The sequence below is a fragment of the Nitratireductor sp. WH36-1 genome (genome assembly GCF_058725515.1).
The window spans coordinates 1524486-1537061 of the sequence record NZ_CM178970.1; the positions used below are offsets into that span (position 1 = coordinate 1524486).

Consider the following 12576-nt stretch of genomic DNA (forward strand, 5'->3'; position numbering starts at 1 on the left):
TTTTTCTGAAGCTTCCACCGCCCGGTGCATTTTGGTGACGCAGCACCGGCGGTGGGAGACGATATTCAGAGCGGGATTTCGTCGAGCGCCGCTTTCTGCGCGTTGGTGAGCGGCATATGCGGCGGCAACGGCGCTTCGAAACCGCTATCCCCGTGCAGCTTGCCCGTCAGATATTTCACAGCCGGAATGAGCGGCTGCGCCGAAATGGCTGTGCGCGCCGCCGAGGCCGCTTCCAGCGCATCGTCATTGGTCGGTTCCGACCAGAGCTTCGCAACGAGCGGAGCCGTCACGCTGGCGGTGGCCGATATACAGCCGACATAGCCTTCCGCCTCGGCCTTTGACAGAGCGGCCTCGTTGCTTGGGAAAACGTCGAACCCTTCGATCTTCGCCAGTTTCGAGGCGTAATCGAGATCGCCGGAACTGTCTTTCGCGCCGATGATGCGCTGCGGGAAGGCCGCTTTCAGCCGGGCAGCGAGTTCGGGCGAGAAGGTCAGCCCCGTCATCTGCGGGAAATTGTAGAGATAGATGTCGATGGGCGCGTCCGCCGTGGCCGTGACGAGGCGCTCGAACCAGGCAAACAGGCCGTCATCGCTGACACCCTTGTAGTAATAGGGCGGCAGAACGAGCGCTGCGGCAAACCCGAGCGCCTGCGCGCGCCGCGTCAGTGCGATGGTCGTTTTGAGATCGGGTGTGCCGGTGCCCACCATCAGCCGGGCCTTGTCGAGAGAACCGGCGGCGGCTTCCATGAGCGCAATGCGCTGATCTTGCGAGAATGAATTCGCTTCACCGGTGGTGCCAAGCACGTTCAGCGCATCACAGCCATTGTCGAGCGCCCATTCTGCGTGGCGCAGGAAACGTTTGATGTCGGGATCGCCGGTTTCGGTCACGGGGGTGGGAACGGCGGCAATGACACCGCTTAAGCGTTTAGAGGTCACGGAAGAACTCCTTTGGATATGCGCTTCGATGTGTAGAGCATTTTGCACCGGGCAGGAAACAACCGACCATTGGGCCATTGCGCCGGGCCGCCCGGCCGCTGGCAAATGAAAACCCGGCCGGAGGAGGGAACGTCCGGCCGGGCTCTTTTCGCCCGCCCGGTTGTCCCGGGCTCGCGGCGGAAAGCTGTGCCTGTTTAGTTAGCGCTCGCGACCGGTGCGACAAGCGGGGTGATGCGCCTGAGCGCCACACGCCGGTTCTCACGTTCGCGCGCCTGCGTGTCGATCTTCAGGTAGCGCTCGCCATAGCCCTGCGTGACCAGGTTTTCCGGCGGAATCCCGAACACATCGGTCAGCGCGCGGGCGACGGATTCGGCGCGACGGTCAGAAAGCGCCAGATTGGCGAGATCGGAGCCCACCGCATCCGTATGTCCCTCGATAAGGAAGGTTTCGGCCGGGTTCCTCTCCAGCATGCGGTCGATGGCCGTGGCGATTGCCTCGAGCTCGTCGATCTCGCTTTCCTGAATTTCAGCCGAGCCGAACCCGAATTCGACCGTGTCGAGGTCGATGCGGCGCACCATGTCGCGCACCCGGGCCGAGCGCTTCACTTCCTCGAGCGAATACATGCGGCGCACCGGCTCCACCGGCGGCTTCTCAAGGAAGGTGTAATAGCGGTCGGGGTTTTCCACCCGCTCTGCCTCAAGAATGTAATCGCTCACCGGGATCGTGAGTCGCAGTGGCGGCAGGTCACGTGCCGGATCGCGCCAGCGATCGACCGTGTCCAGACGCTCATCCGGCACGAAGACCAGCACCTGCTCGCGCCCGTCCGGTGCAACACGCACGCGTCGGATCACGTCGCCATAGCGGTTGCGCACGGTGATCAGGCGAACGCCATTGGGGCGTGTCACCACCTCGCGCACGCGGCCGCGCTGTAGCTCCTCGTAATAGACCTCGTCCTCATCAAGGACCAGGCGGTCGCTGTCCGGGCTTTCGACGAAGATCTGGTTGTTGATCTCCACGATGGTGCGGTTGTCGTTGAACTCCTGAACGATTTCCGCATCTTCGCGCTGCTGACGCAGCTCCCGGCGGCGTTCGCGGCGCTCTTCGCGCGTCGTGCCCATCTCGATCCGCTCGCCCTGTTCTTCAAGAATGTTGCGGATTTCGGTGCGCAGCGCTTCCGGATTCAGTGCCTCGGCCTGCGCCTCCGCATCGCTTTCAGGCGGCGGCGCGGCAGCTTCGGCTTCAGGAGCTGCCGTTCGGGTTTCAGCCGGAGTGTCCGCATTGCCTTCCGGCTGCACCTCGTCCTGCACTTCAGGCTCTTTCTGGCTGTCGAGAACGGGTGCGGCGTTTTCCGGCAGCACCTCTTCTTCAGCCGCCTCGGCATCGGTCCCGGCTTCCGCCTCTACCTCTGCGCTGTCTGCTTTGGGTTCCTCGTTTGCCTGGCTTTCATCGGCAGCAGGCTCATCCGGGGCAGAGGCGGCCTCCGGCTGCTCAGTCTCCGTTTCAACCGGCTCTTCGACAGCCGGTTCTTCGGTGGCCGTTTCGGGGACAGCCGGTTCGGGCTCCGCCGTCTCGACAGCAGGCGCGTCTTCAGCGGGACTCGTCTCGGCCGCCGGCTGTTCTTCTTCGCTTTTCTGAGCTGCGGGTTCTGCCGGCTGCTCCTGCGTCGATGCAGCAGGCTCTTCTTCCTCAGCCTCAACCGGCGCAGGTTCGGTTGTCTCCGCCGCAGGCTCTTCCTCTGTCTCTACCGCTGGTTCTTCGGCTTCGGGGGCTGCCTCCTCCGGTGCGGGGTTCTCTGGCCGCGCCTCTGGCACGGGTGTTTCTTCAGCGGCCGGCGCAGCCTCCGGCTCGGCCGGGGCCTCGGCTTCCGGTTCGGCAATGGGCGCGGGCGGTGCCTCGTCAGCCTCGGGCGCCGCTTCAGGCGCCTCATCGACAGGGGCTGGTGCTGGGGCAGCCGCAGGCGCTTCCGGGGCGGGCTCTTCTGCCTCGCCAGCCTCTTCGTCAGCGCTTTCTTCCTGCTTGCCGCCGCCGCGCTTCTTCAAAAGGGCGCGCCATGCTTCTTCCGACATGCCCTCGGGCTTTTCCGCCTGCGCCAGCACCATGCCGGCGCTGCGCTCCTGCGCGAGCACCGGCTGGACGGCAAGCGGTGTGGCCGCGATGAGCAGGCCAAGGGCCGTGGTCGTCATGATCCGCTTTCGCGTCGTCATAAAATCTCTCCTGTGTGGGCGTCCCATCGCCGCCTAAACCGCTTCACGGGCAATCGGTTCCCATTTCGGTGCATTTGACACCGCTGCGTGTGAAAGCATGGCCGGGCGATGGCGCAGGCATGGCGAAAATGCGCCCAACAGCTCGCTTGACGCGCGCGAAAAGGCGGTCCAAAGCTCTGCCATGACAACGAATGAATTCTGGAAAACCAAACCGCTTTCCGCGCTCAGCAACAGGGAATGGGAGGCCCTGTGTGATGGCTGCGGCAAGTGCTGTCTCGCCAAGCTTGAGGATGAGGATACCGGCGATATCTACTGGACCAGCGTTGGCTGCCGCCTGTTCGACGGGGCAAGCTGCCGGTGCCATGATTATGAAAACCGCCTCGCGCGCGTGCCCGACTGCGTGCAGCTGACGCCCGAGAATGTCGGAACCATCCCCTGGCTGCCGGCAACCTGTGGCTATCGTCTCGTGGCGGAGGGCAAGGATCTCCTCTGGTGGCACCCGCTTATTTCCGGTGATCCCGAAACGGTGCATGAAGCCGGCATCTCCATGCGCGGGCGCGTGAAGGCCAGCGAAGACGATCTGGCGCAGCCGGAGGATTATTTCTCTTTCATTCTGGATGAGGAACCATAGGCCGCGAACGCGGCTTTCCTTCAGGCGAAAGAGCAAACACGGAGCAATGACCATGTCGGACGATGAAACGCTGAGCCTCGTGCAGTCCTTTCTGGATGCGCTGAACGCCAATGATCACGATGCCGCACTGGCGCTGGTGAGCGAAGACGTTGCGCATGATCCTTTCGACGGTGAACGCGAGATCGGGCGCGACAGGCTGCGCTGGCGTCTGGGGCTCGAGGCGCGGCATTTCGATGAACGTTTCGCCGACATTGCGCTGATGAGCGCACCGGGCGGCGTGCGGGCTGCGGCCGAGTTCACCGTGCGCGGGACCTATCGCGCAACGGCCGAAGGCCTGCCGGAAGCGACCGGCCAGAATTACACGCTGCCGGGTGGCATGTTCTTCGAGATCGATGGCGGCGAAATCACCCGCATCAGCGAGCAGCGCAACCCGGTGCAGTGGCGCGCCGCATTGTCGCCCAGTCGCTGAATGCCATGTGAACGGCTCATTCCCGGGCCGTTCAGGCACACCCTGACAAAGTGCTTTTCATCACGGGGCGCGGAAGAAGTCCTGACCAACCGAGGAAAGCACCATGTTACACAAGCTCAAGATCGCAACCCTTTCGGCAATGATCGGTCTCGGCACGCTGGCAGCGGCCCCGACCACGGCGCAGGCGGACAATCTCTATTTCGGTTTCGGCATCGGCGGCCCCTCGGGTGGCTATGTCTACGGCCATAACGGACGCGGCCATCGCGCAGAACGCCCCCGCCGCAACCGCGCCTGCACGCCGCGTCAGGCAGTTCGCAAGGCTGAGCGTTTCGGCATGCGCCGGGCGCGCGTGGTGAAGGCCAACCGCAACATCATCCGCGTTGTCGGACGCACCCATTGGGGCCGCCAGCACATCGTGTTTGCACGCGCCCCGCGTTGCCCGGTGATCCGTTAAAGCAATTCCAGGAAAAGTGGGAACCGGTTTTCCGTCCGGAATTGCGTAAAAACAATTGGTTAGGGAGTTCCTCTGTTCAACGAAAAGCGGAGTTTCTCTAACCAGTCTGTCGACCGGCAAGAAACACCCATTCAAAAAGAGAAAAGCCGCTGGCAGGGCGCCAGCGGCTTTTTTGTGCGTCACATGCTCTGTCTTGAGCGCTCTCCCGACAGGCAGGGGCCTGACGGGAAAGCCAAGTAGGCCTAGTTGTCCAGTTCGAACGTGACGTTGACCTGCACCTGATAGGTGTTTTCGCCTGCTTCCACCGGAACGGATTCGGCCGACGCCTGCATCCGCACGGCCTTGCCGGCATAGGGCATGGGCGGGCGCTGCTGCATCTGCTCGGAGATCTCGACAATGTCGCCGAGCTTCAGGCCGGCGGCCTCTGCAAGCGTCTTCGCCTTGTCCATCGCGTTTGCCACCGCGCGCTTGCGCGCTTCGGTAACGGTTTCCGACGGATCGTCGTTGGTGAAGTTCAGGCCACCACCCTGGTTGACGCCGAGCGACACGGAGCGGTCGAGAATTGCGCCGACCCTGTCCAGATCGCGGATGCGCACGGTGAGCGTGTTGCCCACCTCGTAACCGATGATGCGCGGGGCTTTCTCGTCATTCTTGTCGTTGGGGTAGACATAGCGCGGGTTGATCGACAGGCCGCCGGTCTGCAGATCGCGGGCTTCGACGCCGTCTTCCTTCATCGCGTCGATGACGGCGGTCATTGCCTCATTGTTGGCGTCGAGCGCCTCGCGCGCCGTCTCGGCCTCTCGCACGACGGCGATGTTGAGGATCGCCATGTCGGGGCTTACGGCGGCTTCTCCCTCGCCGGTCACGATGATTCGTCCGTCCTTGTCGCTGGCGACTGCCGGGCCGGCTGCCAGCAGCGAAGCGGCCAGCATCGGGGCTGCGAAGGCGGCGGGGAAGATGGATTTGGTCATGGAAATCTCCTTTTGCGATGTCCGCATACGGCAAGTAGACAGCGATTGTGTATCGATTGCGGCAAGATGACTTGTGCAGCGATGAAAAAGCAACTAATCCATCGCCCACCGGGCCTGTAGCTCAATTGGTTAGAGCCGGCGGCTCATAACCGCTTGGTTGGGGGTTCGAGTCCCTCCGGGCCCACCAATGACTTTTCAGTCGTTGATTTTGTTGGTCTTTTCCCGGTCTCTTCTGAATTTTTCTTGAGTTTCAGATGCGTTGGCGCATCGTGGGAAACCGGGTGCCGACGGGCGAAAGGGTTCGTTCCGCGACCTCGAGCTTGGGGCAGGAGGACGGATACTTCGCCCGCCAGCGCCGCCAAGCTACCCAACTGGAATGCGTATTCTACTGGTGCGATAACGTAGTTGCCCATCGCCTGCTGTCGGGCAGGCCGACGCCTACGGCAGGGCGGATGAGGCGTCGGCCAGGCGGTCCGGGTCAGGTCCGCCGCATGCGCAGATGGCCGGATTCTCAACCAAAATGCGAATGACGAAATGTTGCTCGGGGTAATCGTTATACTCTGGAAGCAGGCGCTGCGCCCGATCCTGCCTCCGTCAGGCATTCACTGGCGGACCAGTGTGAAGCGGATGCCATCGTCCACCACGCCGCCGGCCCGGCGCGCACTGCCATTGCGGGACAGATAGACCGTGCCGATGCCGGGCTGCGCTATGCCCGACAGGGTGATGGTGTCGCCATCGCGCGCCCATTTGTTGACATCGGCGAACCCGTGAAGGCCGCCAAGACCGCTCACCTGATGGCAGGCAAATGGGGACACGCGCCCGCTGTTTCCGCCACTGCCGGCGCTGAAGGTAACGGTGCAGCTGTCGGTGCCGGTGCTCACGGCCGGTTCCACACGCCATTTGCCGATGATCGGGTCGCGGCTTTCGGAAAGTGTGGCGACAGGCGCGGTTGATGGTCCGGGGCTTGTGCTTTCGGACACACAGCCGGCGAGAGCGACAACTGCCAGAAGGCCGAGTGTTGATGAGCGCCGCATTGCTTCCCCCCTGAATTTGAAACACCAAAGACCCGCAGCCTTTTCGCATGACTGAGGGTTCCACAAAGTTGATCCTATCGAACACGCATCATGCCGTGTGTCTCAGGCCTGTGCCGTTTGTCTCAAAGTGCTGGAAGAGGCCGATCTTTCGAAGAACCCCGCCGGCGGACCGGCGGGGCGTTTTCAGCGTACCGGCTTATTGCAACCGGCTGCCATCATTGCGTGGCTGCAGGAGCTGCGGGACCACCCGAAGCGGCACATTCGTCTGCGGCTGCTGGATCTTGCGGCAGTTCGGCGGTGTGCCGACAGTGCCACGCGGGCAGCGGGGCGCGACGATGGGACGGCAGTTCGGATAATTGCCCGTTGTGCCCTGCGGGCAGCGACGCTGCACGACCGGACGGCAGTTCGGGAACGTGCCTGTCGTGCCGCGCGGGCAGCGCGGCCGCACGATGGGCGCGCAATTGGGATAGCGCCCCGTCGTTCCGGGCGGGCATTGACGCTGCACTTCCGGCGTGCGGCAGGCACCGGCCACCAGCCGCGTTCCGCGCGGGCAGACACAACGTCCGTCCTGGGTGCGGATCTGGCCCGGAAGCAGGCGGCACTGCTGGCGGATCGGCCGGCAGTTGGGCGGTGTGCCCGTCGTGCCGCGCGGGCAATCCCGCTCCACCTGCGGTGTTACGCAGCGCCCGTTGGTCAGGCGTGTTCCGCGCGGGCAGACACAGCGTCCGTCCCGTGTGCGGATCTGCCCCGGCAGAAGCCGGCATTGCGGCCGGGGATCGGCCTGCGGCTTCGGATCCGGCTCACGCGGGGGTGTGGGGCGCGGCGTGGGCAGCGGCACCGGCGCGGTCTGCACGCCAATGCACTGGCCATTGCGGAAGGTGGTGCCTTCCGGACAGACACAGCGCCCCGCATTGTTGAGAACGAGACCCGGCGAACATTGCTGGTCCTCTTCCTCATCTGCCAGAACCCTAAAGTCATGGCAGTCATAGGCGCGGTCGTCTTCTGCTCCGCCTGGTGCGCCCGAGAGCGAAGGCGCGGTGCGCACATCCGCTTCACGGTCGATCACGGCGGCGCAGTTCAGCCCGTTTGCGCCATTGGCCACTTCGTCGGCCAGACCGCCATCCACCGGCAGTTCGACGATCACCTCATGCGTGCGGCTTTCGCCGGCCGCAAGGGCAAGGTCGGTTTCGCAGGCAAATGGCAGTTCTGTCGGCTCCGGCGAGCAGCCAAAGGGCGGGTTCACCGAGACGATCCGTGCAGAAACACCGCCGAAACCCTCGACCCGAAGCGCATCACCGATGCGAACCGGACCGGAGATGGAGGCGGGCCCCTCGTTACGGATGGTGATCTGGAACCGGCACGGCTGGCCGATAAGGCACTCGGCATCGCCGGTCTTCTCGACCGAAATCTGCGTTCCGCCCTGCGCACAGGCCTCGCCGATGGGATAGACGATGTCGTCTCCCGGAGCCGGGCCGTAGGAACCGCGTGCGCAGTTCTCGAACCGCTCATTGGTCGAGACATTGACCGTCACATCGAAGTAACGCGAGACGCCGGGGGGCATGACCGCACCGGGGATCTGGCAGGTGAGGTTCGCTGCCGGAACCGCTCCGCACGACCATTCGGGACCATCCGGCGTAACCGTCTGAATGTCGACGGGCGCGCCACTGCCGATGATTTCCGCTGCATCGTTGACCCGAACCGGGCCGACGGGTGCGGCCGTGCCCGCATTGGTGATGCGGATGCGGCAGGCGACGCCTGCGGTCATGGACAGGACGGGTTCGCACGTCTTTTCGATGCGCATTTCCGCCTTGCCTTCCGGGACACCCGGAATGGTCGCCGTGGCGCAGGCCTCGTTGTTGGCGAGGTTCGTTTCGCCTTCAAGCGGCGTCACCTTCGCGCAGTTCTCCACCACATTGGTCGGATGGTCGCCGACCACCGTGGTCACCAGAATGTCCGTCGATGCGCCGGGCACGAGATTCAGTCCCGGATGATCGCACTGGAACATGTTGCCGGCGAGCGGCGCACAGATCCAGGGCGGCGAAGGGCTGAAGCCTGCCGAGGCGACGTCGCCAGCCGGGAACGTGTCCACGAAGCTGACGGGGCCGTTGATCGGCGTTGCGCCTGCATTGAGGAGGGTGACGACATAGGTGCAGAGCCCGTCAGGCGTGCAGATCGAAGGATCGGCGCGCTTGCGCACGGCAATGTCGGGCGTGTCGTCATCCGGTGGCGTGCAGCCGGGTGTGCCCGGCAGGCAGATCGCGATGGAGGCGCAGGCCTTGTCGTTGGTCGGATCACCGAACGGGTCCTTGCCACTGGCCGTGTAGTCATATTCGGCGCAGTTGCGGATTGCACCCCAGACCCATGCCGGCCCCGGCTGGAAGCCGAGTTTGAGCTCCACGAAAGCGCCCGGATCGAGCGTGGTTTCGGGATGCTCGCATGACATCGGGCTCATCATCGGGGCGCAGACCCACGGTGCGTTGGGGCCGGAGACCACCGTTGCATTGCCGGGTGTCGTCACCTCGTCCAGCACGATCTTGCCGGTGTAGGGGGCATCGCCCGCATTGGTGACGCGAATGGTGAAATCGCACGAACCGTCGATTTCGCATTCGCCTTCGTCGGCCCGTTTTTCGACCTTGATGTCGGGTTCGCCTTCATCATCGGGCGGACATTCGAGGTCTTCCGGGATATCGATGTCGACCATCTGCGAACAGCACAGGCCAACGCCCTCGGCCGGGCCCGCATAGGTCTCGATGCCGGTGACGATCAGATGCACCGTATCGCCGGGTACCGCACCGGTGATCTCCCATTCAAGCGTGCCGCCGCCGGCAGGAACCACCTGATCTGGCGGATCAATGGTGATGCCCGGCGTGGTCGAGGTCACGGTGACGACATTGCCCGCCATCTCCGGTCCCACGTCCATGCGATAGATATAGGCGCCGCCGCCGGGCAGACAGTCCACCTCGCCTGTTTCGACCGAGAAACAGGCCTCGTCCGGCCCGTCGCCCGGGGGCGGGGGAGGCGGTGGTGGCGGCTCGCAATCCGTCACGTCGATGGTGATGGTTGTCGGATCGCCGGTTTTCCAGTCGCCATCATCCGGCAGAGCCGGGTCATGCGACGGGATGTTGGCCACGAGGCTGCCTGTCGCCGTGCGGATCACGGCCACATTGGCCTGATTGTCCACATTGACGATGGCGGGGAAGGCTGCCTGATCGATCTTCGCCTTGATGGTGATGTCGATGGCGCGTTCCGTCAGGCTGCCATCGCCGTCGAGATCGGCGGCTGTCAGATGGAAATCCGACTGGGTGAGCGTGTCGTCCATGGTCGCGGTCGTGCTCACCACATGAGGTGAAACCGGCACGCCGCCAACGCCGATTATATCGCCGCTGAATGTCACGCCCACGATCGCCAGACTGGCGGGAAGTTGGTCCGTGAACTCGAATTTCACATTGGACAGGAATGCACCGAGACCCGGATGGGAAATCATGTCGGGTTCTCCGCGCACGCCAAGGCGCAGGCGGTATTCCACATAATCGCAATCAAGCTGTCTTCCGCGCTTTTCGAGGAACGGCGTCAGCACGGGCTCGACTTCCGGCATTTTCGGTTCGAGCTCGATGCGCGGGCCGTCTGCGTCGCCCGGTGTTTCAAGCACTTCGATTTCTTCAAGCACACGCCCTTGAGCGTGGGCCTGACCGATGCCGGCAAACGGCATGAGCGCTGTGGAGAGCGCCATGCCGGCCACCAGCAGCCAGCGCGGCGTGCGCGCTTTGTCTGCAAGGGGGTTCATGATCGTCTCCATGACGGTGTTGAACGTGAACCGTTCGGCGGGATGGGTGAACATGGTCATCTCTCCCTCCCTCACGGCGCACAGGATTCAAGCGGCGTTTCAAGCGGCAACGTCACCTTGCAACAGGGGAAGTAGCCACCCGCATCGGCATCGGACTTTCTGAAGAAGCAAAGGCCGAGATCGACGGTTTCACCAGGGATATGGCCGTTGATGCCGAGCGTGAACGGCGTGGCCAGGCCGGGAACCGTCTGCCTGGACGGGGAAACGTCGATGCCGGGCGTCAGCGATTTCGCAGAAAGCGTATCGCCGCCGATGCCGGCGCGGTCACGGATGTACAGATCGGCTTCGAGCCCTGCCGGCGTGCAGAAATACGCCGCCGTCTCCAGCTCGATACAGGGCGGGAGATCGTTCGGGGGAGGGAATCCGGGTGGCCAGCCGGGAACCGGAATTTCACCCGGATAGGGGAGTGGTTCGTAGTAGCCGGCGCGGCCCTCACAGGGACGCCAGACCTCCACGTCGCCCACATGGCCCTTCACCTCGGGGTCTTCGAAAAAACCGTCGTAATCGGCAAACCAGGAGCCGAAGGGCGGCTCGTTCTTCGGCCGCACAAGGGTGCTTCGCGTGAGCTGCGCCCCGTGAACGGCAAGAGGCCCGCCTTCGATGAGCTGTTCTTCAAGGGCAGGGTTGTCGCGCAGCCTGTCGCCGGTCTTCACCAGCGTGCTTGCGCATGCATTGCGGTTGAAGAAACCTTCGGCATCGTACCCGTATTGCAGGTCGATGCCGCCGGCCGTCTGACGATAGGGTTCGGGAAACCCGACCGCATATTCCTGGGGCGTCGGTACCCAGATGCTATCGGTTTCCGGGTCATCGGGGCTTTCGCGCCAGTAGCGCAGCACCGATGCCTCGCCGCTGTCGGCAAAGCTGGAATAGTCGTAGCGGTTTTCAACCTCGCCGCGTTGGGCGAGATACATGAAGCCGCGCGTGTCGAAGGCGATGTCGGTGACCGGGAGTTCTTCCTCGGCTTCCACCGTCAGCTCCCAGCGTGGATCGCCGGCAAATGCGCCGTCGCGGGCAATGCCCACCGACCAGATTTCCGCCTCTTCGCCGACCGCGTAGTAGAGGCGTCCGCCATGCATGGCGAGGCCATAAATGCGGCGCTCTTCCTGCGTGTAGCCCCAGCTCTTCGGCTCTTCCGTGTCGAAGGCTGCGCCCTGAATGTCCATCACCGCGCCATCGTCGGCCACGGGATCGAGCCCGCGCGCCGGTCGCCCGTCAACGCCGTGATCGAATGTGTCGATCAGATTGCCGTCGATATCGATGCGGTGAATGAGGCCGCTGTCGAGATCGGAGGCGAAGAACTGGCGGTGCGAGCGGTCAAAGGCGATGTTGCCGATGCCCGGACCACTATTGGTGTCGATATCGGCAAACAGTGTGACCGCGCCGGTTATCCCGTCGATCTTCCAGATCGAACCGGGACCGCCGCCATTCTTCTCACCGAACTGGCCGTCCATGAAACGGGCGCCGGCCTTGCCGCGGCGCTGCCGCTCGGGCCGCCCGTCCTCATCCTCGTCCTCCGTAACGATCTGGAGGCCGTGCATGGATGTGGCTGCGGCATAGAGATTGGGCACGATGGCCGTGGTCTCTTCGCGCCTGCCATCATCATAGGCAAGGCCGAACACCTGACCGATCTCGGAGGCCGGTGTCTCGAAGGGCGGTGGCGTAAAGACCACCTGTCCGGTCGGCGGGCCGCCGAGCCAGGTCATGTCGAAGATGCGCAGCGAGGCGCGAGCGGTGTCGATGAAGGTTTCGTCCACCGGGTCCACACCCGGCAGAAGCCCCTCTTCGAAACCGGGAATGACCGTGCCGGGAAATCCCGTCATGGCCATGAAGCCCGGCTGGATGATCGCGCCGTCCTGTGCGTGTGCAGGTGCGTGCAGCGCAAATCCCGCCATCATGGCGAGCGTGATGGCTGCCGTGCCTGCGCGAAGATGTCTGGTGAAAAAAGCGGGTCGCAGAATTGCGCGCCCGTCACCTCGTGCCGGGAACCGGTGGTCCTGCCGCATAACGTGCCTCCCGATACCGTTTCGGGAGGTG

The 12576-nt window shown here is 63.8% G+C and carries 9 protein-coding genes and 1 tRNA gene; 4 read left to right on the forward strand and 6 right to left on the reverse strand.

Annotated features, from left to right (window positions below; translation table 11 throughout):
- Positions 1–65: 65 nt before the first annotated feature.
- Positions 66–935, reverse strand: coding sequence for a dihydrodipicolinate synthase family protein (locus tag AC4PTT_RS07300; protein ID WP_492162402.1), 870 nt, complete (start codon positions 933–935; stop codon positions 66–68).
- 194 nt (positions 936–1129) lie between these two features.
- Positions 1130–3139, reverse strand: a complete 2010-nt coding sequence (locus AC4PTT_RS07305) for an OmpA family protein (RefSeq protein WP_492162403.1) — start codon at positions 3137–3139, stop codon at positions 1130–1132.
- Between the two features lie 181 nt (positions 3140–3320).
- On the opposite strand from AC4PTT_RS07305, the gene AC4PTT_RS07310 reads away from it, so the two are divergent.
- The 3 genes from AC4PTT_RS07310 (at position 3321) to AC4PTT_RS07320 (ending at position 4693) form a co-directional block, all read left to right on the forward strand.
- A complete protein-coding gene (locus AC4PTT_RS07310; RefSeq protein ID WP_113156378.1) occupies positions 3321–3770 on the forward strand; it encodes a YcgN family cysteine cluster protein in 450 nt (149 codons plus the stop codon).
- Between the two features lie 52 nt (positions 3771–3822).
- Positions 3823–4239: a nuclear transport factor 2 family protein gene (locus AC4PTT_RS07315; protein WP_113156377.1), complete on the forward strand. Its 417-nt coding sequence runs from the start codon at positions 3823–3825 to the stop codon at positions 4237–4239.
- A 103-nt stretch (positions 4240–4342) separates the two neighbouring features.
- Positions 4343–4693, forward strand: a complete 351-nt coding sequence (locus tag AC4PTT_RS07320; protein WP_113155717.1) for a hypothetical protein — start codon at positions 4343–4345, stop codon at positions 4691–4693.
- 242 nt (positions 4694–4935) lie between these two features.
- Here the strand turns inward: AC4PTT_RS07320 and AC4PTT_RS07325 are convergent, their stop codons facing one another.
- Entirely contained in the window at positions 4936–5664 is a 729-nt protein-coding gene (locus tag AC4PTT_RS07325) for an SIMPL domain-containing protein (RefSeq protein ID WP_492162404.1), read from the reverse strand.
- Between the two features lie 110 nt (positions 5665–5774).
- On the opposite strand from AC4PTT_RS07325, the gene AC4PTT_RS07330 reads away from it, so the two are divergent.
- Positions 5775–5851: transfer RNA gene (locus tag AC4PTT_RS07330), tRNA-Ile, on the forward strand.
- 415 nt (positions 5852–6266) lie between these two features.
- Here the strand turns inward: AC4PTT_RS07330 and AC4PTT_RS07335 are convergent.
- From AC4PTT_RS07335 to AC4PTT_RS07345, 3 genes are all read right to left on the reverse strand, one after another.
- Positions 6267–6698, reverse strand: a complete 432-nt coding sequence (locus AC4PTT_RS07335) for a hypothetical protein (protein ID WP_206543947.1) — start codon at positions 6696–6698, stop codon at positions 6267–6269.
- 196 nt (positions 6699–6894) lie between these two features.
- A complete protein-coding gene (locus AC4PTT_RS07340; protein WP_492162405.1) occupies positions 6895–10542 on the reverse strand; it encodes a DUF7929 domain-containing protein in 3648 nt (1215 codons plus the stop codon).
- An 11-nt stretch (positions 10543–10553) separates the two neighbouring features.
- Positions 10554–12545 carry an NHL repeat-containing protein gene (locus AC4PTT_RS07345; protein WP_492162406.1) on the reverse strand — a complete coding sequence of 664 codons (1992 nt, stop codon included), beginning with the start codon at positions 12543–12545 and terminating at the stop codon, positions 10554–10556.
- Between the last annotated feature and the right edge of the window lie 31 nt (positions 12546–12576).